At 68.0% G+C, this 23,710-nt stretch carries 23 protein-coding genes; 10 read left to right on the top strand and 13 right to left on the bottom strand.

Annotated features, from left to right (window positions below):
* Positions 1–3: 3 nt before the first annotated feature.
* The 6 genes from pilB to AC1ECW_RS03715 all read left to right on the top strand — a co-directional run bounded on the left by pilB (position 4) and on the right by AC1ECW_RS03715 (position 5,597).
* Positions 4–1,722 carry a type IV-A pilus assembly ATPase PilB gene (gene pilB, locus AC1ECW_RS03740; protein ID WP_409702145.1) on the top strand — a complete coding sequence of 573 codons (1,719 nt, stop codon included), beginning with the start codon at positions 4–6 and terminating at the stop codon, positions 1,720–1,722.
* 33 nt (positions 1,723–1,755) lie between these two features.
* Positions 1,756–2,973: a type II secretion system F family protein gene (locus tag AC1ECW_RS03735; RefSeq protein WP_409702143.1), complete on the top strand. Its 1,218-nt coding sequence runs from the start codon at positions 1,756–1,758 to the stop codon at positions 2,971–2,973.
* Positions 2,974–2,994: 21 nt separating this feature from the next.
* Positions 2,995–3,849, top strand: a complete 855-nt coding sequence (locus AC1ECW_RS03730; protein WP_409702141.1) for a prepilin peptidase — start codon at positions 2,995–2,997, stop codon at positions 3,847–3,849.
* Positions 3,850–3,854: 5 nt separating this feature from the next.
* Positions 3,855–4,502 carry a dephospho-CoA kinase gene (gene coaE, locus AC1ECW_RS03725; RefSeq protein ID WP_409702139.1) on the top strand — a complete coding sequence of 216 codons (648 nt, stop codon included), beginning with the start codon at positions 3,855–3,857 and terminating at the stop codon, positions 4,500–4,502.
* A 127-nt stretch (positions 4,503–4,629) separates the two neighbouring features.
* A complete protein-coding gene (gene zapD / locus AC1ECW_RS03720; RefSeq protein WP_409702209.1) occupies positions 4,630–5,388 on the top strand; it encodes a cell division protein ZapD in 759 nt (252 codons plus the stop codon).
* The gene (locus AC1ECW_RS03715) at positions 5,385–5,597 is read left to right on the top strand and encodes a DNA gyrase inhibitor YacG (protein ID WP_409702137.1); all 213 of its coding nucleotides are present in this window, start codon (positions 5,385–5,387) and stop codon (positions 5,595–5,597) included. The genes zapD and AC1ECW_RS03715 overlap by 4 nt, the downstream gene beginning before the upstream one ends.
* A gap of 75 nt (positions 5,598–5,672) precedes the next feature.
* Here the strand turns inward: AC1ECW_RS03715 and AC1ECW_RS03710 are convergent, their stop codons facing one another.
* Genes AC1ECW_RS03710 through argB form a run of 6 tightly spaced genes read right to left on the bottom strand, consistent with a single transcriptional unit; the run spans position 5,673 to position 9,987 of the window.
* Positions 5,673–6,104 carry an NUDIX domain-containing protein gene (locus AC1ECW_RS03710; RefSeq protein ID WP_409702135.1) on the bottom strand — a complete coding sequence of 144 codons (432 nt, stop codon included), beginning with the start codon at positions 6,102–6,104 and terminating at the stop codon, positions 5,673–5,675.
* Positions 6,101–6,982 carry an ATP-binding protein gene (locus tag AC1ECW_RS03705; protein WP_409702133.1) on the bottom strand — a complete coding sequence of 294 codons (882 nt, stop codon included), beginning with the start codon at positions 6,980–6,982 and terminating at the stop codon, positions 6,101–6,103. Before AC1ECW_RS03705 ends, AC1ECW_RS03710 begins: the two co-directional genes overlap by 4 nt.
* A 55-nt stretch (positions 6,983–7,037) precedes the next feature.
* On the bottom strand, positions 7,038–7,694 hold the full coding sequence (pdeM, locus tag AC1ECW_RS03700; RefSeq protein ID WP_409702131.1) for a ligase-associated DNA damage response endonuclease PdeM: 657 nt from the start codon (positions 7,692–7,694) through the stop codon (positions 7,038–7,040).
* A 16-nt stretch (positions 7,695–7,710) separates the two neighbouring features.
* Positions 7,711–8,361 (bottom strand): nucleoid occlusion factor SlmA, encoded by a 651-nt coding sequence (slmA, locus tag AC1ECW_RS03695; protein WP_409702129.1) that lies wholly within the window; start codon positions 8,359–8,361, stop codon positions 7,711–7,713.
* Positions 8,361–9,053, bottom strand: coding sequence for a pyrimidine 5'-nucleotidase (locus AC1ECW_RS03690; protein ID WP_409702127.1), 693 nt, complete (start codon positions 9,051–9,053; stop codon positions 8,361–8,363). The genes slmA and AC1ECW_RS03690 overlap by 1 nt, the downstream gene beginning before the upstream one ends.
* Positions 9,054–9,066: 13 nt before the next feature.
* On the bottom strand, positions 9,067–9,987 hold the full coding sequence (gene argB / locus AC1ECW_RS03685; protein ID WP_409702125.1) for an acetylglutamate kinase: 921 nt from the start codon (positions 9,985–9,987) through the stop codon (positions 9,067–9,069).
* Positions 9,988–10,302: 315 nt separating this feature from the next.
* On the opposite strand from argB, the gene AC1ECW_RS03680 reads away from it, so the two are divergent.
* Together AC1ECW_RS03680 and AC1ECW_RS03675 are read left to right on the top strand one after the other, a co-directional pair.
* Entirely contained in the window at positions 10,303–10,791 is a 489-nt protein-coding gene (locus tag AC1ECW_RS03680) for a DUF411 domain-containing protein (protein ID WP_409702123.1), read from the top strand.
* A gap of 17 nt (positions 10,792–10,808) precedes the next feature.
* The gene (locus tag AC1ECW_RS03675) at positions 10,809–11,084 is read left to right on the top strand and encodes a copper-binding protein (protein ID WP_409702121.1); all 276 of its coding nucleotides are present in this window, start codon (positions 10,809–10,811) and stop codon (positions 11,082–11,084) included.
* A 7-nt stretch (positions 11,085–11,091) separates the two neighbouring features.
* On the opposite strand, the gene bioD is transcribed toward AC1ECW_RS03675, so the two are convergent.
* The 4 genes from bioD to AC1ECW_RS03655 form a co-directional block, all read right to left on the bottom strand.
* Complete coding sequence (gene bioD / locus AC1ECW_RS03670) at positions 11,092–11,793, bottom strand: dethiobiotin synthase (protein ID WP_481201230.1); 702 nt, start codon at positions 11,791–11,793, stop codon at positions 11,092–11,094.
* Positions 11,790–13,004: an 8-amino-7-oxononanoate synthase gene (gene bioF, locus AC1ECW_RS03665; RefSeq protein ID WP_481201229.1), complete on the bottom strand. Its 1,215-nt coding sequence runs from the start codon at positions 13,002–13,004 to the stop codon at positions 11,790–11,792. The genes bioD and bioF overlap by 4 nt, the downstream gene beginning before the upstream one ends.
* Entirely contained in the window at positions 12,994–14,391 is a 1,398-nt protein-coding gene (gene bioA, locus AC1ECW_RS03660) for an adenosylmethionine--8-amino-7-oxononanoate transaminase (protein WP_409702115.1), read from the bottom strand. The genes bioF and bioA overlap by 11 nt, the downstream gene beginning before the upstream one ends.
* Before the next feature lie 196 nt (positions 14,392–14,587).
* Positions 14,588–16,585: an SDR family oxidoreductase gene (locus AC1ECW_RS03655; RefSeq protein ID WP_409702113.1), complete on the bottom strand. Its 1,998-nt coding sequence runs from the start codon at positions 16,583–16,585 to the stop codon at positions 14,588–14,590.
* Between the two features lie 172 nt (positions 16,586–16,757).
* Between AC1ECW_RS03655 and AC1ECW_RS03650 the strand changes: the two genes are divergently transcribed.
* Positions 16,758–17,294: a phasin family protein gene (locus tag AC1ECW_RS03650; RefSeq protein WP_409702111.1), complete on the top strand. Its 537-nt coding sequence runs from the start codon at positions 16,758–16,760 to the stop codon at positions 17,292–17,294.
* Between the two features lie 2 nt (positions 17,295–17,296).
* Complete coding sequence (locus tag AC1ECW_RS03645; RefSeq protein ID WP_481201228.1) at positions 17,297–18,511, top strand: patatin-like phospholipase family protein; 1,215 nt, start codon at positions 17,297–17,299, stop codon at positions 18,509–18,511.
* On the opposite strand, the gene argJ is transcribed toward AC1ECW_RS03645, so the two are convergent.
* From argJ to AC1ECW_RS03630, 3 genes are all read right to left on the bottom strand, one after another.
* Positions 18,499–19,728, bottom strand: a complete 1,230-nt coding sequence (argJ, locus tag AC1ECW_RS03640; RefSeq protein ID WP_481201227.1) for a bifunctional glutamate N-acetyltransferase/amino-acid acetyltransferase ArgJ — start codon at positions 19,726–19,728, stop codon at positions 18,499–18,501. The genes AC1ECW_RS03645 and argJ overlap by 13 nt on opposite strands.
* Before the next feature lie 8 nt (positions 19,729–19,736).
* Positions 19,737–22,481: a preprotein translocase subunit SecA gene (gene secA / locus AC1ECW_RS03635; RefSeq protein WP_481201226.1), complete on the bottom strand. Its 2,745-nt coding sequence runs from the start codon at positions 22,479–22,481 to the stop codon at positions 19,737–19,739.
* A 259-nt stretch (positions 22,482–22,740) separates the two neighbouring features.
* A complete protein-coding gene (locus AC1ECW_RS03630; protein ID WP_481201225.1) occupies positions 22,741–23,700 on the bottom strand; it encodes a M23 family metallopeptidase in 960 nt (319 codons plus the stop codon).
* Positions 23,701–23,710: the final 10 nt, after the last annotated feature.

The following is a 23,710-nucleotide window of genomic DNA, read 5'->3' as shown; positions in this document are numbered from 1 at the left end:
GGCATGGACACTCTGGCTGAGGCCCCGAACTCCACGCTGTCCGGCGTGGCGCGCGTGCTGGTCAACGCCGGCAAGCTCAATGTCAAGACCGCCGAAGACCTGGCCAAGCAGGCCAAGGACAAGCGCATCAGCTTCATTGGCGCGGTCATTGCCGCCGGCGCGGTCTCCCCCAGCGACTTGGCGCACACCCTGTCCACCGCGTTTTCGTTGCCGCTCATCGACCTGGGAGCCGTCGACACCCAGCGCCTGCCCAGAGGACTGTTCGATCCCAAGCTGTCGGCCCAGTACCAGGTCATCCCCCTGGGCAAGCGAGGCAGCCGCCTGTTCATCGCCGGCGCCGACCCGACCGACCAGGAGGCGCTCGAGCGCATCAAGTTCGCCACCCAGCTCACGCCCGAATGGGTGCTGGTCGAGCATGACAAGCTGGTCAAGGTGCTCGAAAGCATGGGCGCCTCGGCCAGCGAGGCGCTGGAGAACATCGTCGGCGGCGACTTCGAGTTCGACGTGTCGGAGGAGGACACCTCCACGACGGAATCGGCTGAGGTCGCTGCCGACGTGGAGGACGCACCGGTCGTGCGCTTCCTCCAGAAGATGCTGATCGATGCGATCAACATGCGCGCCTCCGATCTGCACTTCGAGCCCTATGAGCTGAACTACCGCGTGCGCTTCCGCATCGACGGCGAGCTGCGTGAGATCACCCAGCCGCCCGTTGCCATCAAGGACAAGCTGGCCTCGCGCATCAAGGTAATCTCGCGCCTGGACATCGCCGAGAAGCGCGTGCCCCAGGACGGGCGCATGAAGCTGAAGTTCGGTAACCGCGCCATCGACTTTCGCGTCAGCACGCTGCCCACGCTGTTCGGCGAGAAGATCGTGATCCGTATCCTCGACCCGTCCAGCGCGAAGCTGGGTATCGAGGCCCTGGGCTACGAAAAGGCCGAAAAGGAGCGGCTGCTGGCCGCCATCCATCGCCCCTATGGCATGGTGCTCGTCACCGGCCCCACCGGCAGCGGCAAGACGGTTTCGCTCTACACCTGCCTGAACATCCTGAACCAGCCCGGGGTGAACATTTCGACCGTGGAGGATCCGGCCGAGATCAACCTGCCGGGCATCAACCAGGTGAACGTCAACGACAAGGCTGGGCTGACCTTTGCAGCGGCGCTCAAAGCGTTCCTGCGCCAGGATCCCGACGTGATCATGGTCGGTGAGATCCGCGACCTGGAAACCGCCGACATCGCGATCAAGGCCGCCCAGACCGGCCACCTCGTGATGTCCACGCTGCACACGAACGATGCCCCCTCGACACTGACCCGCCTGCGCAACATGGGCGTGGCGCCGTTCAACATCGCCTCCAGCGTGATTCTGATCACCGCCCAACGCCTGGCGCGGCGCCTGTGCGAGAACTGCAAGCAGCCGGCTGTCTACCCGCGCGAGGCCATGCTCAAAGCCGGCTTCAAGGAAGAAGAACTCGACGGCAGTTGGAAGCCCTACCGTGCCGTGGGCTGCTCGAGTTGTAACAATGGCTACAAAGGGCGCGTCGGCATTTACCAAGTGATGCCCATTTCCGAGGAGATCCAACGCATCATCCTGTCCGACGGCTCGGCGATGGACATCGCCGCGCAGGCGCAAAAAGAGGGGGTGCGGGACCTGCGTCAGGCCGGGCTGTACAAGGTACGGCTCGGGGTGACGACGCTGGAAGAGGTCATCTCCGTGACCAACGAATAAGTTTTGATACAGGGTTTGCGCCCTGGAGGCACCATGGCAGTTGCAGCAGCAAAGAAGACCCAGGAATTCGTCTTCGAATGGGAAGGCAAGGACCGCAACGGCAAGGCCGTGCGCGGGGAGATGCGTGCCGGCGGGGAAGCCATGGTCAGCGCCAGCCTGCGCCGCCAGGGTGTGCTGGTCACCAAGGTCAAGAAGCGCCGCATGAGCGGCGGCAAGGCAATCAAGCCCAAGGACATCGCCATCTTCACGCGCCAGCTCGCCACGATGATGCGCGCCGGCGTGCCGCTGCTTCAGGCTTTCGACATCGTGGGCCGCGGCAGCAGCAACCCTCGACTGGCCAAGCTGCTCAACGAGATCCGCATGGACGTCGAGACCGGCACCAGCCTGTCGGCAGCCCTGCGCAAGCATCCGCTGTACTTCGACGCGCTGTACTGCAACCTGGTCGAGGCCGGCGAGGCCGGCGGTATCCTGGAAACACTGCTCGAGCGTCTGGCCACCTACAAGGAAAAGACCGAGGCCATCAAAGCCAAGATCAAGTCGGCCCTGATTTATCCGGTGGCCGTGCTGGTGGTGGCCTTCATCGTGGTGGCCATCATCATGATGTTCGTCATTCCGGCATTCAGAGAGATCTTCACCTCCTTCGGGGCGGACCTGCCGGCCCCCACGTTGCTGGTGATGGCGATGTCGGACCTGTTCGTCCAATACTGGTACATCATCTTCGGTGTCCTGATCGGGGGCACCTACTTCTTCTTCGAGAGCTGGAAGCGCTCGGAGAAAATGCAAAAAGCCATGGACCGGCTGCTGCTCAAAGTGCCCTTGTTCGGTCCGCTGGTCTACAAGTCGGCCGTGGCGCGCTGGACGCGCACGCTGGCCACGATGTTCTCCGCCGGCGTGCCGCTGGTCGAAGCCCTCGACTCGGTGGGCGGGGCCTCGGGCAACGCCGTGTTTGCCGAAGCCACCGAGAAGATCCAGAAGGACGTCTCCACCGGCACGAGCCTGACCACGGCGATGCAGTCCACCGGCATCTTCCCGGTGATGGTGTTGCAGATGTGCGCGATCGGCGAGGAATCCGGCTCGCTGGACCACATGCTCAACAAGGCCGCCGAGTTCTTCGAGCAGGAGGTCGATGAAGCCGTCAAGGGGCTGTCGAGCCTGATGGAACCGGTGATCATCGTGGTGCTCGGCACCATCATCGGTGGCATCGTGGTGTCGATGTACCTGCCCATCTTCAAGCTGGGCCAGGTGGTCTGAAGCACAACCGCAAGAACCTCGATGTCCCCTGAAGTGCTTGCCTGGTGGCTTTCTCCGGCCGCCCTGGCCGTGCTGGGCCTGTGCGTCGGCAGCTTCCTCAACGTGGTCATCCACCGCCTGCCCCTCATGCTGGAGCGGCAATGGCGACGCGACAGTGCCGAACTGCTGGAGCAGCCCCTGCCCGACGACGGCGAGCCGCTCAGCCTGCTGCGGCCACGTTCGCGCTGCCCCCAGTGTGGCCACCACATCCGCTGGTACGAGAACGTTCCCGTCATCAGCTGGATCGTGCTGCGCGCTCGCTGCTCGGCCTGCAAAGCCCCGATCTCCTGGCGCTATCCCGGTGTCGAGCTGCTGACGGCCGCCCTGTTCGCCGGCGTGGCCTGGAAACTGGGGCCGCAGCCCGTGGCCCTGGCCTGGTGCGCCGTGATGGCCACCTTGGTGGCCCTCACCTTCATCGACTGGGACACCACCTTGCTGCCCGACCAGCTCACGCAGCCCCTGCTGTGGGGCGGCCTGATCGCCGCGGCACTGGGCTGGACGATCCCGCTGTCCACCGCCCTGTGGGGCGCCGTGGCGGGCTATTTGGCGCTGTGGTCCGTCTACTGGCTCTTCAAGCTGACCACCGGCAAGGAAGGCATGGGCTTCGGCGACTTCAAACTGCTGGCCGCACTGGGCGCCTGGCTGGGCTGGAACACCCTGCTGCCGATCGCGCTGATCGCCTCGCTGATCGGTGCCATCGTGGGCATCGGGATGAAGCTCGCCAGCCGACTGCGCGAAGGCCGTTATGTGCCCTTCGGCCCTTTCCTGGCCGGCGCCGGCGTGCTGGTCTACTTCGTGGGCGCCGACACCGTGCTCGGCTGGATGGGCTGGGCCTGAAGTCCATGGACGGTCCGTGGCTACCCCGCCCCTTGCGGCTGGGCCTGACCGGCGGCATCGGCAGCGGCAAGAGCACGGTGGCGGCCTGGCTGCGCGAGCGCGGAGCCCATCTGGTCGACACCGACGCCATCTCGCGCCAGCTCACACAGCCCGGCGGGGCCGGCATCGCGCCGATCCGCGAGGCCTTCGGCGAGGCGGCCATCACCGCCGACGGCGCCCTGGACCGCGAGTTCATGCGCGAGCTCGTCTTCCGCGATCCACTGCGCAAGGCGCAACTGGAAGCCATCCTGCACCCCTTGATCGGCGCGGAAGCGGCGCGTCAGGCGGCCCAGGCCCGGCCGGGCCAGATGCTGGTCTTCGACGTGCCCCTGCTCGTCGAGTCGCGCATCTGGCGCACGCGGGTGGACCAGGTGCTCGTGGTCGACTGCTCGCCCGAGCGCCAGGTGGAGCGCGTGATGCGGCGCTCGGGACTGACCGAGCAGGCCGTGCAAGCCATCATTGCCCAGCAGGCCTCGCGGTCGCAGCGCCTGGCGGCCGCCGACATCATCGTGGCCAACGACACCGACACGCTGGCCGGCCTGCATGCCACATTGGAGGCGCTGTGGGCCCTGTGGCATCCCGCTGCGCAAGCGGCGCCAGGGCCATCGGCTTGAGCGACTGCTTGGCGCGGGGGACAAGCGGTCGCCGACCGGCAGACGGGGTCTTGGACCGCGCACCGGTGGTCCACCCTGCCGGGGTATGGAACAATGCCCGGCATCCCCTTGCATCGTGCCGCTTGCCTTGATCCTCTACGAATACCCCTTCAACGAGAGCATCCGCACCATGCTGCGGCTCGAACACCTGTTCGACCGGCTGGGCCAGCTGATGGTGCGTGAAGCGGCCGTCGATCATCATTTCGCCCTGGCCACCCTGTTCGAGATCATGGACGTGGCCTCCCGGGCCGACCTCAAGTCCGACCTGCTCAAGGATCTGGAGCGCCAAAAGACCGTCCTCAACGGCTACCGCGGCAATCCCTCGATCTCCGAGCAGGCCCTGGACGAGGTGGTCGGCCGCATCGACCACGCCTTCGTCCAGCTCAACCAGTTGCCCGGCAAGGCGGGCCATGCGCTCACGGGCAACGAGTGGCTGATGAGTGTGCGCAGCCGCATCAGCATCCCGGGTGGCACCTGCGAGTTCGACCTGCCCGCCTACTACGCCTGGCAGAAGCTGCCCGCCGTGCGGCGGCAAGCCGACCTGCAGCGCTGGGTGGGCACGCTGATGCCGCTGGCCGAGGCCTTGCGCGTGCTGCTGGGCCTGCTGCGCGAGTCGGGCGTGCCCCACAAGGTGATGGCCACGGCGGGCCAGTACCAGCAGAGCCTGCCCGCCGGGCGCAGCTACCAGCTCATGCGTGTCCGCCTGGATCCGTCCACCGGTCTCGTGCCCGAGATCAGCGGCCACCGGCTGATGGTGTCGATCCGCTTCATGCGCCAGGACGAGGAAGGGCGGTTGCGGCCAGCCGCCGAGGACCTGGGTTTCGAACTGACCTTGTGTACCGGATGAGTTCAGCCCCGCCCAAACCCCGCACCGTGCGCTGCCCGGCCTGTGGCGGGCCAAGCCTGTATGCGCCCGAGAACCCGCACCGCCCCTTCTGCAGCGAACGCTGCAAGAACCTGGATTTCGGGGCCTGGGCCAGCGAGAGCTACCGCGTGCCCGCCCCGCCGGACAGCACCGACGCCGAAGACCCACAGGCCACACCGCCGGTGCACTGACGCCCGCTCATCCCTTGGCCCCGGGGCTCGCCCCCCACGGGGAGACGGCCCGGCTTCGGGCGGCTGGGCCCTGGGTCAGGCGGCGTGGGTCGCGCCTTCGAATCCCCGCTCGGCCGCAAACCACTGCAGCACCGGCACCGTGCCCGGCAGCACCGGCTGCACCTGCACCGGCAGATCCTGCCAGGCCATGGACTGGCCTTCGCGCATCTCGAATTCGCCGCTCCAGTCGTAGACCTTGCAGAAATGCAGGCGCACCAGGGCATGCGGGTAGTCGACCAGCTCGACCTTCCACGGATGCACGGCCCCGATGGTGATGCCCAGTTCCTCATGCAACTCGCGACGCAGCGCCTGCTCCACCGACTCGCCGACCTCGAGCTTGCCCCCCGGGAACTCCCAATAGCCCGCATAGACCTTGCCCTGTGGACGCGAGGTGAGCAGGAAGCGGCCCTCTCCTGCCGGCGTGCGCTCGACCAGCACCCCCACGGCCACGTCGATGGGCGTTCTCATGCCGGGTGAAGGCCCACACGGCCGCAATAGTCTCGTGCGAACTGGTAGGCCACGCGGCCCGAACGCGAGCCGCGCTCCAAGGCCCACACCAGCGACTCCTGACGCGCGGCCTCGATGGCCGGCTCGTCCACGCCGAAGCTGCGCAGCCACTGGGCCACGATGCCCAGGTACTCGGCCTGGCTGAAGGGATAGAAACTGATCCACAGGCCGAAGCGCTCGGACAGGGAGATCTTCTCCTCCACCACCTCGCCCGGATGGACCTCGCCGTCCTCGGTGTGGGTGTAGGTGAGGTTCTCCTTCATGTACTCGGGCAACAGGTGGCGGCGGTTGCTGGTCGCATAGATCAGCACGTTCGGTGTGGCCGCGGCCACGGAGCCGTCGAGGATGGATTTGAGCTCCTTGTAGCCGAGTTCGCCCTCATCGAAGCTCAAGTCGTCGCAAAAGACGATGAAACGCTCTGGGCGATCGGCCACCAGGTCGATGAGGTCGGGCAGGTCCACGAGGTCGGCCTTGTCCACCTCGATGAGCCGAAGGCCCTGGCCGGCAAACTCGTTCAGGCAGGCCTTGACCAGCGAGGACTTGCCGGTGCCTCGCGCCCCGGTGAGCAACACGTTGTTGGCCTGTCGGCCCGCAACGAATTGCGCGGTGTTGCGCAGCAGGCGCTCTTTCTGCGCATCGACCTCGCACAGGTCCGACAGGCGGATGGTCGACACGTGACGCACCGGCTCGAGCCGACCCACCGGGCCGCGCCGGCGGTAACGGAACGCGATGGAGGCCGACCAGTCGGGTTCGGTCAGGGTCTCTTGGGGCAGCATTTTCTCCAGCCGAGCCAACACGGCTTCGGCGCGCAGCAACAGGGTATCGAGGGCGGCAGACATGGACACAGATGCGCACACGGCAAGGACTCGTCGACGCGCCAGTGTAGCGGTGCGCTCACGCCGCCACAGGCACGTTCATGACCAGGTCCTCGGCCACGGCATACACCTGGTCGCCGGCAACCGGCGCGATCGGATGCATGCCGGTGAAGTGCCCAAAGGCTGGCAGCACCCCCACCTGCGCGCCAAACCAGAAGCAAGGCAGCCGCAGGCGGTCATGCGCCCGGCCCTGCAGGCTCACGCAAGGATGCCAATGCCCGGCCAGCACATAGGCCTGAGGCTGCGGCACCGGGTGATGACACAGGGCCCAAGGCCCCAGGGGCCAGGGTTCGTCCACGCAGCACATACGCAGCCCGGCAGGCGGGTCGCCCGCCCGGTCGTCGTGGTTGCCGCGCACCAGCACGAGGTCCAGTTCGGGATGCTGCTGCCGCCAGCTCCACAGGGCCTGCAAGGTGGCGGGATTGTGGGCCTGCGCGGCATGCAGGAAATCGCCCAGGAAGACCAAGCGACGAGGCCTCAGGCGTTCGATCAGGACGCTCAGGCCCTGCAGGGCCGCACGGCTGCTGCCGCGCGGCACCGGCACCCCCTGACGGCGAAAGCTCGCCGCCTTGCCCAGGTGCACATCGGCCACCAGCAAGCTGGCGTGTGCGGGCAGCCACAGGGCCTTGTCAGGCAGCAAGACGGCCTGCTCGCCGGCCAAGGTGATGCTCAGCATGGCCGAGCCGCAACGCTCAGGCCGACAGCAGACGCAGGCTGGCGTCGAGGAACTCGGTGGGTGTGCGCTTGAAGCCCGAGCGGGCGTAGCGGTGCAGCCGCCCCACGACGAAGCCCGTCAACACCGAGGCCTGCGCCTGGGCATCGACCGAGGGTGTGATCGAGCCATTGGCCTCGGCCGCCTGGCGCAGGCTTTGTCGCAACTGGGCCTCGATGCGGTCGAAGAACTGGTTCATGCGCACCAGCAGGCGCTCGTTCTCGAACACCAGGGCATCGCCCACCATCACGCGCGTCATGCCCGGGTTCTTCTCGGCAAACTGCAGCACCACGGCGACGATCTTGTGCGCCTGGGCCTGGCCGGCGCCCTCGCGCTCGGTGATCTGGTTGATCAGCGTGAAGACGCTGTGCTCGATGAACTCGATCAGGCCCTCGAACATCTGGGCCTTGCTGGCGAAATGGCGGTACAAGGCCGCCTCGCTCACCGCCAGCCGCGCCGCCAGGGCCGCGGTGGTGATGCGCTCGGCCCCGGGCTGTTCGAGCATGGCCGCCAGTGTCTGCAGGATCTGCACCCGGCGCTCGCCGGGCTTGGGCCGCTTGCGTGACGCCGCCTCGCCAGCGGCCTCGGCGGCGGGAGACGTCGGCTCGGCAGGGACGGAAGGCTCGGCCATCACGGTGCGTGCAGAGAATGTAACTTTTGTAGCGAGCGGATTCTCGCACACACGTAAACGGGCTTGCGGCGCAGGTAAACACCAACTTCCGGGCCGTGTGCATTGTGTCGCAGATATCGCTGCATCCACACCGTGCGCATGCCCAGGGCGCGGGCGGCCTTTTGATGGGCCAAGGTGTCTTCGACCAGGATGCAGCGACTGGGTGGCACCTTCAAGCGCACCGCCACATGGCGCAGCATGCGTGCGTCGGGCTTGGGCCGCCAGCGGCCGAACATGCGCAGGGCCTCGATGGGGATGATCCCGTCGAAGACCGTCTCCAGGCCCAGCGCCCCCAGCACCCGCCGCGCGTAGCCCCGCGGGGCGTTGGTCAGCACATACTTGCGCCCACCCAGGCGCTGGAGCGCGGCCCTGTCATGGGCATGCGTGAAGACCCGCGCCTCCAGCCCGGGCAGCGCGTGCGTGTGCTCCAGAAAGTGCGCGGGGCGGATGCCATGGTGATGGATCAGGCCGAGCAGCGTGGCGCCGTAGCGCCGCCAGTAGTCGCGCCGCAGGGCATCGGCCTGCTCGTGCGGCACCCTCAGCTCGCGGGCGATGTACTCCGTCATCGAGCCGTCGAGATGACGGAACACCGCCCGGGAGGCATCGTGCAGCGTGTTGTCCAGGTCGAACAGCCAGACGCTGCGGCGCTTCATGCGCTGGCGCGGCTCAGTGCGAGCGGATCATCGTGCCGAAGGCCTGTTCGGTGAGGACCTCCAGCAGCATCGCATGCGGCACGCGGCCGTCGATGATGTGCACGGCGTTCACGCCGCTCTTGGCCGCGTCCAGCGCGGAGGCGATCTTGGGCAGCATGCCGCCCGAGATGGTGCCGTCGGCGAACAGCTCATCGATCTCGCGTGCGGTCAGGTCCGTGAGCAAATTACCGTTCTTGTCGAGCACACCCGGGGTGTTGGTCAGCAGCATCAGCTTCTCGGCCTTGAGCACCTCGGCCAGCTTGCCGGCCACCACGTCGGCGTTGATGTTGTAGTTCTCGTTGTGCTCGCCAAAGCCCAGCGGCGAGATGACCGGGATGAACTGGTCGTCCTGCAGGGCCTTCACCACGCTCGGGTCGATCGCAACGATGTCGCCCACCTGGCCCACGTCGTGTTCCTTGGTCGGGTCGGTCTTGTCCTTCATGCGCAGCTTGCGTGCGCGGATCAGCCCGCCGTCACGCCCCGTCAAGCCCACAGCCTTGCCGCCGGCAGCGTTGATCAGGCCGACGATGTCTTGTTGCACCTGGCCGGCCAGCACCCATTCGACCACTTCCATGGTCTCTTCATCGGTCACGCGCATGCCCTGGATGAAGGTGCCCTTCTTGCCGATCTTGGCCAGGGCTTCGTCGATCTGGGGCCCTCCGCCGTGCACCACCACCGGGTTCATGCCCACGAGCTTGAGCAGCACCACGTCCTCGGCGAAGTCCTGTTGCAGCGCCGGGTCGGTCATGGCATTGCCACCGTACTTGATGACGATGGTCTTGCCATGGAACTTGCGGATGTAGGGCAAGGCCTGGGCCAGGATCTCGGCCTGGTCGCGCGGGGCGATGTGTTGCAGGTCGTGGGGGGCCGCTGGGGCCGCAGCAGGGGTGTTCATGCGGGGGAGACTCCGGGACGCTTCGGGAACGGACGGTGAGGGGCCGCCGGACGATGCCCGGATTCTAGGGCGGCTGGTGCGGCGCAGCACGTCGCGGCTGCACGCACCGCCCCTTGTTCCCGGGCGAGGGACGGGAGATGCAAACACAGGCATCATGGCGTGTGCAGACCGGCACCGTTTTCGTTCGATGTGCGAACGGCGCAGGGAACCGAGGCGCGCGCCCCAAACTCCAAGCTTGCACCGCTCCGACGGCACAGGCCAGCGCCCCGGGAAACCGGAACCGGTTTGATCCATCGTTGGAAAGAGATCCATCTCATGTCTTTGTCGATGTCACGCCGCCGGTGGCTGGCCTGGGCGAGCGCCCTGGCCGGCACCGCCGCCGCCCCGGCCCTGGTCAGCGCCGCCCGCCAGCCGCTGGTCGAAGTCTGGAAGTCCGAGAGCTGCGGCTGCTGCGGCGCCTGGGTCGAGCACCTGCAGGCCCATGGCTTCCAGGTCAAGGTGAACAACGTGCGTGGCCCGGCCGAATACCGCGAGAAGCTGGGCATGCCCGATGAGTTCGGCTCCTGTCACACCGCCGTCGTGCAAGGCTATGTGCTCGAAGGCCATGTGCCGGCACGCGAGATCCGCCGCCTGCTGGCCGAGCGCCCTGCCGCGATCGGGCTGGCCGTGCCGGGCATGCCGGTGGGCTCGCCGGGCATGGAAGTCGGTGACCGCCGCGACGCCTACGATGTGATCCTCGTCGGCCGCGACCGCAAGGGCCGCGTCTATCAGCACTACCCGGCCCTTGCCGGCACACGCACTTGAATGAGGAAAGGCCCCACATGAAACGATGGCTCGGCGCGATCGCCCTGGCTGCGGCAAGCACCCTCGCCCTGGCCCAGGCAGCCGAAGGCGAGGTGCGCAAGATCGACAAGGCCGCCGGCAAGATCACCATCAAGCACGGCGAGATCAAGAGCCTGGACATGCCGCCGATGACCATGGTCTTCCGCGCCGAACCGCCCAGCCTGCTCGACAAGGTGCAGGTGGGCGACAAGGTGAGCTTCCAGGCCGCCAAGGTCGGCGGCACCTACACCGTCACCGCGATCGAGAAACGCTGAACGCGGCTCACCACGGCCCCAGGACCGACAGGTCCAGATGGGGGGCCACCGCGGCGGCATCGGGCTCGTGCAGCGGAGGGACCACCCCCAGACAGGGCGCTTCGAAGTAACGGGCCAGACGCTCGCGCAGGGTCTCGACATTGGCCTCGCGCCAGGGCATGCGGGGGTCCACTGCGTTGCCCACCCAGCCGGCCAGCCGCAGGCCTCGGGCACGCACGGCCTCGGCGGTGAGCAAGGCATGGTTGAGGCAGCCCAGGCGCAGCCCCACCACCAGGATCACGGGCAGGCCCAGGCGCACGGCCAGGTCGGCCGTGTCGAGCCGCTCGTCCAGCGGCACGAGGAAGCCGCCCACGCCTTCGACGATGAGCCGGTCCACCCGGCCGGCCAGGCGCTGCGCGCCCGCCAGCAACGCCTCCAGCGAGATCGTCACACCGGCCTCGCGCGCCGCCAGGTGCGGGGCACAGGCGGCATCGAGCAGGCAGGCGCAGACCTCCTCGGCGGCCAGCGGCACATTGGCCGCGGCCCGCAGGCGCTCGATGTCGTCGTTGACGCGCCGGCCCCCGCGCCATTCGGTGCCGGCGGCCACCGGCTTGTAGCCGGCCACACGCCAGCCGCGGCGGCCCAGGGCCTGCAACAGACCGGCACTGACGGTGGTCTTGCCGATCTCGGTGTCGGTGCCGGTGACGAACCAACCCTGTAACGGAATCATGAGCGCTCTCCGGGGACGGCCGCCGCGGCACGGATCGCCTCGACCAGGCGGTCCACGTCCTCGGCCGTGTGGGCGGCGCTGAGGGCCACGCGCAAGCGGGCGGTGCCCACCGGCACCGTGGGGGGGCGGATGGCCGGCACCCACAGGCCGCGGGCTTCCAAGGCGGCCGACAGGGTCAGCGCCGTCTCGTTGTCGCCGACGATCAGCGGCTGGATGCCGGTGGACGAGGGCGCCAAGTGCCAGGCCGCCGGCAGGCCGCCGGCGAGGCCGCGGCGCCACTGCGCGATGCGCTCGCGCAAGGCGGCACGCCGGCGCGCGCCCTCGTCGCCGAACACCAGGCCCAAGCTGGCGCTGACCGCATGGGCCACGGCCGGGGGTGAGGCGGTCGTGTAAATGTAGCTGCGCGCGCTTTGCACCAGCCAGTCGATCACGGTGGGATGCGCCGCCACGAAGGCCCCGGCCACGCCCGCGGCCTTGCCCAGGGTGCCGATGTAGACGACGCGGCGGCTGCGCAGGCCGAAGTGCTCCAGGCTGCCACGCCCCGTGGGCCCCAGCACGCCAAAGCCATGGGCATCGTCCACGATCAGCCAGGCGTCATGGCGCTCGGCCAGGGCCAGCAGCGCGTCCAGCGGAGCGAGGTCGCCGTCCATGCTGAAGACCGCATCGGTGACGATCAGCCGCAGCGGTGTGGCGCAGCGCACCAGCAGCGCCTCCAGCGCCGCCACGTCGTTGTGCGGGTATTTCACCACCGTCGCGCGGGCCAGGCGCGCCCCGTCGATCAGCGAGGCGTGGTTGAGGGTCTCGCACAGCAGTGTGGCCTGTGCCTGCCCCAGCGCTGTCAGCACCGCCAGATTGGCCATGTAGCCGGTGCAAAAGCTCAGCACCGCCAGCTCGGGCCAATGGGGTGACAGGATCTCGGCCAGTTGGGCTTCCAGCCGTGCATGGGCCAGGCTGTGGCCGTTGATCAGGTGCGAGGCGCCGCTGCCGGCGCCGAAACGGGCCGCACCTTCGGCCAAGGCCTCGCGCAGCACCGGGTGGGCGGCCAGTCCCAGGTAGTCGTTGCTGCAAAAACTCAGCAGCTCGCGCGGCGCAGCGCCGTCGGCGGCCAGCACCTGACGGGGCTGGCAGGGCGAGTGGGCCGTGCGACGCCGGCGCTGCAGGGCCTGCGCCTGCCGCTCGGCCAGTTGTGCACGCAGGTGGTCAAGCAGCATGGGCGGCTCCGGGCACCACGGCGTCCAGCGTTGCGCGCACGCGCTGCGCGAGCCAGTCGGCCAGCGCCTCGTCGAGCACATAGGGCGGCATGAGGTACACACTGCGGCCGATCGGACGGATCAGCAGTTCCTGTGCCAGACCCTCCCGATGAAAGCGCTCGGCAAAGTCGGCGCGGGCGTATTCGGCCTTCACGTCGAAGGCATGGATGGTGCCGCAGCGTCTCAGATGCTCGATGCGCGGATCCCCGACCAGCGGGGCCAGCCCCGCGGCCAGGCGATCGGCCGCCACGCGGTTGCGCTCGAGCACCGGCTCCTGGTCGAAGCGGTCGAGCACGGCCAGCGCGGCGCGACACGCCAGCGGATTGCCCGTGTAGGAATGCGAATGCAAGAAGGCGCGCTCGCTGCGCTCGTCCAGGAAGGCGGCATAGAGGGGCTCGCGCACCATCACCAGCGACAAAGGCAGGTAGCCGCCGCTGATGCCCTTGGACAGGCACAGCAGATCCGGCCACACCGGCGCGTCGCCCGCTGCGGTGGCCTGTTCGCACGCAAAGAAGGTGCCGGTGCGCCCGCAGCCCACCGCGATCTCATCGGCGATCAGGTGCACCTCGTAGCGGTCGCACAAGGCGCGCAGGCCGCGCAGATAGGCCGCATCGTGCATGGCCATGCCGGCCGCCCCCTGCACCAGCGGCTCGACGATGACCGCCGCCAGGTGCTCGTGGCGGGACTCCATCAGCGCCTGCATCTGCGCCAGCGCACGCTGCGCCACCTCGACCGCCGTCTCGCCGGGCCGGGCCTGGCGCGCATCGGGCGACATCACCTGGTGGGTGCGCAGCAGCAGCGGGTCGTAGGCGTCGCGGAACACCCTCACGTCGGTCACGGCCAGCGCCCCCAGGGTCTCACCGTGGTAGCCACCGCGCAGGCAGACGAACTCGCGCTTGGCCGCGCGTCCACGGTTGCGCCAGCTGTGAAAGCTCATCTTCAGTGCAATCTCCACCGCGCTGGCCCCGTCGCTGGCGTAGAACGCATGCCCCAGCACGCCGCCGGTGCGCTGCGACAGACGCTCGGCCAGCAGCACCGCGCTCTCGTGCGTGCAGCCGGCCAGCATCACGTGGGGCAGGCGGTCGAGCTGGTCCTTCACGGCCGCCCCGATGCGCGCGTCGGCATGACCGAAGAGATTCACCCACCACGAGCTGATCGCGTCGAAGTAGCGCCGCCCGTCCGGGTCGAACAGCCATGGGCCCTGACCACGCACCAGGGGCAGGGGCGCACTGGCGGCCAGGCGCTGGATCGGCGTGCAGGGATGCCAGACCTGCGTGAGGCTGCGTTGCGCCCAGTGCGCGCTGGCGCCGGCGGCCAGGGCGGCCGGGTGGGAGGTGTCGTTCGTCATCGGGCCGTCGTGCGAAGCAAGGCCCCGGATGGTACGCAAGCGCGGCGCCGCCGATCAACTCCCCCGCCAGAGCATGGAACCCGGCAAGATGGACGGCGTTGACAACATTTGCGAACAAGCTCGCGGCATTCGCAACCCTTCTGATCCCAACCGCCACCAACCGGTGCCCGCCCTCGTTACATCTTCGGCAGCCGCGTCAGAAATGGATGCCTCGCATCATCTGTTGCAGCGCGATCGCCTCGGCCGAGAGCTGGGGCTTGCCCCCTTTGTCCCCCTTGGCGGCCTCACTGTCGGGGAACATGCGGAAGCTGGTGTTCATGATGATCTGCGCCACGCGTGGCACCAGGGCATGCAGCACCTGGCCCAGGATGCCCAGGCGGGTGGCGATGCGCACCGGCTTGTCGACCACGGCCTGGGCGATCATCTCGGCAGCCTCCTCGGGCGAGAGCGTGGGCACGTTGTTGTAGATCTTGGTCGGCGCGATCATCGGCGTGCGCACCAGCGGCATGTTGATCGTCGTGAAGCTCACGCCCACATCGGCGAACTCGCTGGCCGCGCAGCGCGTCCAGGCGTCCAGCGCCGCCTTGCTGGCCACATAGGCCGAAAAGCGCGGCGCATTGGTCAACACACCGATCGAGCTGATGTTGACCACGTGGCCCTTCTTCTTGGCCACCATGCCCGGCAACAAACCCATGGTCACGCGCAGGCAGCCGAAGTAGTTGAGCTGCATGGTGCGCTCGAAATCGTGGAAGCGGTCGTAGCTGTTCTCGATGGCGCGGCGGATCGAGCGGCCCGCGTTGTTGATCAGCACGTCCACGCCGCCGAACTCGTCGTTGAGCCAGGCCACCAGGGCAGCACAGCTCGCCTCGTCGGCGATGTCGGCCGAGTACGCGTGCACCTGCGCATCGGCCCCGGCAGCCTCCAGGATCTCCTGCCGGGCCTGCGCCAGCTTGGCCTCATCTCGTGCGCAGATCACCGTGATCGCACCGGCCTCGGCGAACTTCTTGGCCGCCGCCAGGCCGATGCCCGAGGAGCCGCCCGTCACCAGCACCACCTTGCCGGCCACGGCCCCCTTGAGCGAACGGTCGATGAACAGGTCGGGGTCGAGGTGACGCTCCCAGTAGTCCCACAGGCGCCAGGCGTAGTCGTGCAGGTTGGGGCAGGCAATGCCGCTGCCCTTGAGCACGGCCAGCGTCTCGCGGCAGTCGAAGCGCGTGGGATAGTTGACAAAGGTCAGGATGTCCTCGGGCAGGCCCAGGTCCTTCATCACGGCGTTGCGCACGCGGCGCACCGGGGCCAATGCCATCAGGCTCTTCTTGACCCCCTTTGGAATGAAGCCGAGCAAGGCGGCATTGACGAAGACATTCATCTTGGGCGCATGCGCGGCCTTGCTGAAGATGTCCAGCACATCGCCCACGCGGTAGCCCTTGGGGTCGACCAGGTGAAAGCACTTGCCGGCCAACGGGGTCTTGGCGTGGCTGATGTGATCGATGGCATCGACCACGAAGTCCACCGGCACGATGTTCACGCGCCCCCCTTCGAGGCCCACCATCGGCATCCACGGTGGCAGGAGCTGGCGCAGGCGCTGGATGAGCTTGAAGAAATAGTAGGGCCCGTCGATCTTGTCCATCTCCCCGGTGCGCGAGTCGCCCACCACCATCGCCGGCCGGTACACCGTCCAGGGCAGCTTGCACTCCTTGCGCACGAGCTTCTCGCTCTCGTGCTTGGTGTGGAAGTAGGGATGGTCGAGGTTTTCGGCCTCCTCGAACATGTCTTCGCGAAACACACCCTCGTACAGCCCCGCGGCCGCGATCGAGGACACGTGATGGAAGTGCGCCGCCTCGATGGCCTTGGCAAACTCCACCGTGTGCCGAGTGCCATCGACGTTCACGGCCACCTGGGTGTCGGAGGCGGCGGCCAGGTCGTAAACGGCCGCCAGGTGGTAGAAGTGGTCGATCTGGCCTTTCAAGGCCTTCACATCCTCGGCCGCCACACCAAGCCGGCGCTGGGTGAGATCGCCGTGCACAGGGATCGCGCGCGCCTTGCTCACGCCCCAGTACGCCAGCAGCTCCGGCACCTTGGCCTGGCTTTCCTGGCGCAGCAGGAAATACACGACCGCTCCGCGGCGCTCGAGCAGCTTCTTGACCAGACGTTTGCCGATGAAACCGGTGGCACCGGTGACGAAATACCGCATGACAGCCCTCCTGGAGACGAATGGCCCCGATTCTTCACGAGCACCGCCGCGCCGGCGCTGCGCGCTTTCCCCAGGGTCGCCATAGAGGCGCCTCACTAGAGAATTAGGCTGTCGCGCCTAGGGTGCCCCCCCTATAGTGCCCCTGTCTCCACGCAACCTGGAAGGAACCCCCATGGTCAAGAAACTGCAGAAGATGGCCGAGAAGAAGGCCACCTCCCCCGCCGGCCTGCTCGATTCCCAGCTCGCGGCCACCGTGCGCGAATCGGCGCAGCAGATCTGGCTGGCCGGCCTGGGGGCGTTCTCCAAGGCCCAGGCCGAAGGCGGCAAGGTCTTCGAGGCTCTGGTCAAGGAAGGGGTGTCCCTGCAGCGCAAGACCCAGGCCGTGGCCGAGGACAAGATCGGCGAGGTCACCGGCAGGATGAGCGCGATGGCCGGCGAGATCACCGGCCGCGCCGGCCAGCACTGGGACAAGCTCGAAGCCATCTTCGAGGAGCGCGTCTCGCGCGCGCTGAACAAGCTGGGCGTGCCCAGCCACAAAGATGTCGATGCCCTGATCGCGCGCATCGATGCGCTCAGCCAGGCCGTGGCCAAGTTGTCCAAGACCTCGGCCAAGCCGGCCGGCGGTGCCGCCAAGGCCCCCCGCAAGACGGCAGCGGCGGCCAAGAAGGCGGCCGCCAAGCGGGCCCCGGCCCGCAAGGCCGCTGCCTGAGGATGACCGGCCGCACCGCCCGGGCACGCATCGGCCTGGCGCTGGCCGGTGGCGGCCCGTTGGGGGCGATCTACGAGATCGGCGCCCTGTGCGCGCTCGACGAGGCGCTGCAAGGCCTATCGCTGACGCAGTGCGAGGGCTATGTGGGCGTCTCGGCCGGCGGCTTCATCGCCGCGGGTCTGGCCAACGGCTACACGCCGCGCGAGCTGTGCCGCGCGTTCATCGAGAACCTGGGGCCGGCCCGCGAGGTCTTCGAGCCCTCGCTGCTGGTGCGTCCGGCCGTGGGCGAGTTCGTGCAGCGCGCTGCCGCCCTGCCGGGGCTGCTGGGGTCGGCCGCCTGGCACTACACCTTCGGGCGGCGTTCGCTGATGGGGGCCGTCGAGCGCCTGGGGCGTGCCTTGCCCACGGGCCTGTTCTCGAACGAGCAGATCCACACCCGGCTGGCCGAGCTCTTCTCCGCTCCCGGCCGCAGCAATGATTTCCGCACCCTGGGCCGCAAGCTCGTGCTGGTGGCCACCGACCTGGACAGCGGATCGGCCGCGCCCTTCGGCCAGCCGGGCTGGGATCATGTGCCCATCTCGCGGGCCGTGCAGGCCAGTGCCGCCCTGCCCGGGCTCTTCCCGCCGGTGGAGATCGACGGCCGCCACTATGTGGATGGGGCGCTGAAGAAGACGGTGCACGCCTCGGTGCTGCTGGAGCAAGGCCTGGACCTGTTGATCTGCCTGAATCCGCTGGTGCCTTTCGAGGCACGCGAGGGCGAGGAACGCAGCGCGCATCGCATCCCACGCATCGCCGATGGTGGCCTGCCGGTGGTGCTGTCCCAGACCTTCCGCTCGATGATCCACTCCCGGCTGGAGCTGGGGCTGCGCAGCTACGAGCGGGCCTATCCGCACACCGACATCGTGCTCTTCGAGCCCGAAGCGCACGATGCCGAGATGTTTCTGGCCAACACTTTCAGCTATGCCCAGCGCCGCCGCCTGGCCGAGCACGCCTACCAAAGCACCCGCCAGGCGCTGCGCGCGCGCATGGACGAGCTGGCACCGCGCCTGGCCCGCCACGGGATCACGCTGGATACCGCCGTGCTGGCCGACACCTCACGCACACTGCTGGACGTGAAGGCGGCCGGCCGACGCGAGCGCAGTGCCCGGGCGATGACCTCGCTGCAGCTCACGCTCGATCGCCTGGAGCGCCACCTGGGGTCGGCTCAGCTTCGATAGTCGGCGTTGATGCTGACGTAGTCGTGCGAGAAATCGCAGGTCCACACCGTGGCATGGGCCTGGCCACGGCCCAGCAGCACCCTCACGGTGATTTCAGAGCGCTTCATCACGCGCTGGCCATCCTCCTCCCGGTACTGCGGATGGCGGCCGCCCCGGTGGGCCACATGCACGTCGTCGAGGTAGAGGTCGATCGTCGTCTGATCGAGGTCCTCGATGCCTGCATAGCCCACCGCGGCCAGGATGCGGCCCAGGTTGGGATCGCTGGCGTAGAAGGCCGTCTTCACCAGCGGTGAGTGGGCGATGGCGTAGGCCACCTTGCGGCACTCGTCTTTCGTGGCGCCGCCTTCCACACGCACGGTGATGAATTTGGTGGCCCCTTCGCCATCGCGCACGATGGCCTGGGCCAGTTGCTGCGCCACGCCGATCACGGCCTCGCGCAGCACGGCCCCTTCGGGCGATTCGAGCTGGGTGATCGAGGCATGGCGCGCCTGGCGCGTGGCGATGACCACGAAGGCATCGTTGGTGGAGGTGTCGCCGTCAATGGTGATGCGGTTGAAGGACTGGTCGGCCGCCTCGCGCACCAGGGCGGGCAGCAAGCCCGGATCGATGTTCGCATCGGTGGCCAGGAAGCCCAGCATCGTGGCCATGTTGGGCCGGATCATGCCCGCGCCTTTACTGATGCCGGTGATCGTGACCGTTTGGCCACCGATGCTCACCTGGCGCGAAACGGCCTTGGGCACCGTGTCGGTCGTCATGATGGCCTGCGCCGCATCCGCCCAATGGTCGGCCTTCAGATCGGCCAGGGCCGTGGGCAGGCCGGCCACGATGCGCTCCACCGGCAGCGGCTCCATGATCACGCCGGTGGAAAACGGCAACACCTGCGTGGGGCTCACGCCGAGATGGCCGGCCAGGGCCTCGCAGGTGGTGCGGGCACGGGCCAGGCCCTCCTCGCCCGTGCCCGCATTGGCGTTGCCGGTGTTGATCACGAGGGCCCGGATGCCCTGCCCGGCGGCCAGATGCTCACGGGCCACCTGCACCGGCGCCGCGCAGAAGCGATTGCGCGTGAAGACCCCGGCCACCGCCGCCCCCTCGTCGAGCACGAAGACGCACAGATCCTTGCGCTGGGCTTTGCGCACGCCGGCCATCGCGATGCCGATGCGCACACCGGGCACCGGGTGCAGAGTCCGGGGATCGGGAGCTTGCAGGTTCACAGGCATGTTCGACCTCAGTTCAACTTGCCGTGGCAGTGCTTGTATTTCTTGCCGCTGCCGCAGGGGCAGGGGTCGTTGCGGCCCACCTTGGGCACCTGGACGGCGGCGGTGCGCGGGTCGGTCTCGCTGGCCACCGTGCCATCCTCGTTGGGGTGGGTGTAGGTCACGTTGCTGATGTGCTCGGCCTTGTCCCCGATGGCTTCGGCCGCCTGGGCCACCTGCTCCTGGGTCTGGATGCGCACCGTCAGCAAGATGCGCGTGACCTCCATCCTCACCACATCGAGCAGTTGCGCGAAGAGCTCGAAGGCTTCGCGCTTGTACTCCTGCTTGGGGTTCTTCTGCGCATAGCCGCGCAGATGGATGCCCTGACGCAGGTAGTCCAGTGCCGCCAGGTGCTCGCGCCAATGGGTGTCAAGGGACTGCAACAGCACCATGCGCTCGAACTGCGCGAACTGCTCCTTGCCCACGCGCTCCACCTTGGCCTGGTAGGCTGCGTGGCCGGCCTGCACCACACGCTCGACGATGTCCTCATCGGACACCGCCTCGCTGGACTCGACCCACTGGCGCAGGTCGACGTCGAGCTGCCACTCGTCACGCAGCGTGTTCTCCAGCCCCGCCAGGTCCCATTGCTCCTCGACGCTGTCGGCCGGGACATAGGTGCGCACCACATCGGTCAGCGCGCCTTCTCGCAGGTGGGCGATCTGGGCGCTGATGTCGGTGGCATCCAGGATGTCGTTGCGCTGCTGGTAAATGACCTTGCGCTGGTCGTTGGCGACGTCGTCGTACTCCAGCAGTTGCTTGCGGATGTCGAAGTTGCGTGCCTCGACCTTGCGCTGCGCGCTTTCGATGGAGCGTGTGACGATGCCCGCCTCGATGGCCTCGCCGTCGGGCATCTTCAGGCGGTCCATGATGGCCTTGACGCGGTCGCCCGCGAAGATGCGCATCAGCGGGTCTTCGAGAGAGAGGTAAAAGCGCGAGGAGCCGGGGTCGCCCTGGCGGCCCGAGCGGCCGCGCAACTGGTTGTCGATGCGGCGCGACTCGTGGCGTTCGGTGGCGATGATGCGCAGCCCCCCCAGCGCCTTGACCTGCTCGTGCAGGCTTTGCCATTCGGCGCGCAGCTTGTCGATGCGCTGCCGCTTCTCGGCCTCGCTCAGCGACTCGTCGGCCTCGATGAGCTGCACCTGCTTGTCCACATTGCCGCCCAGCACGATGTCGGTGCCGCGGCCGGCCATGTTGGTGGCGATCGTGATCATGCCCGGGCGCCCGGCCTGGGCGATGATCTCGGCCTCCTTCGCATGCTGCTTGGCGTTGAGCACCTGGTGCGGCAGCCCGGCCTTGGTGAGCAGGTCCGACAGCAACTCGGAGTTCTCGATCGAGGTCGTGCCCACCAGCACGGGCTGGCCGCGCTCATGGCATTCGCGGATGTCGGCGATCACCGCCTCGTAGCGCTCGCGGCTGGTCTTGTAGACGCGATCGAGCTCGTCTTTGCGCTGCGTGGGCTTGTTCGGCGGGATGACCACCGTCTCCAAGCCGTAGATCTCCTGGAACTCATAGGCCTCGGTGTCGGCCGTGCCCGTCATGCCGGCCAGCTTGCCGTACATGCGGAAGTAGTTCTGGAAGGTGATCGATGCCAGGGTCTGGTTCTCGGCCTGGATGGCCACGCCCTCCTTCGCCTCCACGGCCTGGTGCAGGCCGTCGGACCAGCGACGCCCGGCCATCAGGCGGCCGGTGAACTCGTCGACGATGATCACCTCGCCGTTTTGCACCACGTAATGCTGATCGCGGTGGAAGAGATGATGGGCGCGCAGTGCGGCATACAGGTGGTGCACCAGGGTGATGTGCGAGGGGTCGTAGAGACTCGCTCCCTCGGCCAGCAACCCGGCCTGGGTCAGCACGCGTTCGGCGTTCTCGTGGCCCTGCTCGGTCAGAAAGACCTGACGGCTCTTTTCGTCGATCGTGAAGTCGCCCGGCTCGATCACCCCTTCGCCGGTGCGCGGGTCGGCCTCGCCGATCTGGCGCTTGAGCAGCGGCACCACCTGGTTGATGCGCATGTACAGCTCGGTGTGGTCCTCCGCCTGGCCACTGATGATCAGCGGGGTTCGCGCCTCGTCGATCAGGATGGAGTCCACCTCGTCGACGATCGCGTAATGCAGGCCGCGCTGCACCCGGTCGGCCGTCTCGTAGACCATGTTGTCGCGCAGGTAGTCGAACCCGAACTCGTTGTTGGTGCCGTAGGTCACGTCGGCCCCGTAGGCCGCCTGCTTGTCCTCGCGCGACATCTGGGGCAGGTTCACGCCCACGCTCAGGCCGAGGAAACCATAGAGCCGTCCCATCCACTCGGCATCGCGGCGGGCCAGGTAGTCGTTCACCGTGACCACGTGGACACCTTTGCCAGCCAGCGCATTCAGGTAAACGGGCAGCGTGGCCGTCAGCGTCTTGCCCTCACCCGTGCGCATCTCGGCGATCTTGCCGTCATGCAGCGCCATGCCCCCGATCAGTTGCACGTCGAAATGGCGCATCCTGAGCACGCGCTTGCTGGCCTCGCGCACCACCGCAAAGGCTTCGGGCAGCAGGTCGTCGAGGGAAGCCCCCTGGGCCAGGCGCTGGCGAAATTCGCCGGTCTTGGCCTGCAGGGCCGCGTCGTCCAGAGCCTCGAACTGCGGCTCCAGGGCATTGATGCGCTCCACCACGCGCCGGTACTGCTTGAGGAGCCGGTCGTTGCGACTGCCGAAAATCTGGGTGAGAAGCTTGGGCAACATGCGTGATGGGGTCGTCAGATACGGTGGACGGACCTCGGGGACCGGGCCGTCGGAAACACACCGGGAAGGGAGATGCACCGGTTCGATGCGTCGCTCGGCGCGGGTCCGACAGCCTGTGTCGGCCCCGGAGCTCCAAAGCGGTCGAGTTTAGCACCGGGCCTCCAGGCCGGGAGCACCGCGGGGTGGGCGTGCCAAGGGGTGCCGCCCCCGGGCCTTGCCCTTTCACCGCCGGGCGCGGGCATGGGCCCGGCGTCGGGCCTCAGGGCGCCGCAGGACGGGCCGCCGAGACCTCGGCCAGGGCCTGCCGCGGGCCCTGGCCGGCAAGAAAGCGGGCCGGGTTCTGGGGCACGCCCGAGACGAGCACCTCGAAATGCAGGTGCGGCCCGGTGGAGCGGCCGGTGGAGCCGACCTCGGCAATCACCTGGCCGCGCTTGACCAAGTCGCCCTGACGGACGAGCAGCTTCGAGGCATGGGCATAGCGGGTGACCAGCTCGTTGCCGTGATCGATGTCCACCATCTGGCCGTAGGCCGGATGGTATTCGGCCGCGATCACCACCCCGCCGGCCGCCGCCTGGATGGGCGTGCCCACGGGGGCCGGGAAATCCAGCCCCGTGTGCAGGGCCTGGCGGCCGGTGAAAGGGTCGTGCCGGAAGCCGAAGCCGGAGCTGGTGGGCGCCGCCACCGGGCGGGTGTTCGGGATCCTCAGTGCCTGCATGCGCTGCTCGAAAAGCTGGGATTCGATCAGCGTGAAGAGGTCTGCGTGGAGGGCTGCGGCATGGTCGAGCTCGTCGACCAGGCGCTGGAGCTGCTCGAAAGAAGGCTGCGCGGTGGGCACATAGGGCCCTCCCTTGGGTCCGTCGGACACCGCCGCCTTGATCTGGTCGGGCTTGAGCCCCACCATGTCGGACACGCGCTCACCCACGGCCTCGAGCTGCACCAGGCGGGCCTGCATCTCGCCCACCCTGCGGGCCATGGCGTCGAGGTTCTCCCGCAGGAAGCGGTCACGCTGGGCGAACTCGTCCTTGACCACCAGGCGCACGATCTGGCTGACCACCGGCCACCCTTCGCGCGCGGCCTTGAGGAAGATGAAGTGGTAGACCAGCCCCGACAGCAGCATCATCAGACCCAGGCCGCCGCCCAGCACCGCGGCCAACTGCCAGCGGTTGAGCGTCAGCACGCGCGTGCGCGCGAACCGGCTGTGGGTGATCATGATCTGCATCAGTACACTC

It is taken from the genome of Caldimonas hydrothermalis, from assembly GCF_056746695.1.
This window is presented reverse-complemented; position numbering and strand designations above follow the sequence as displayed.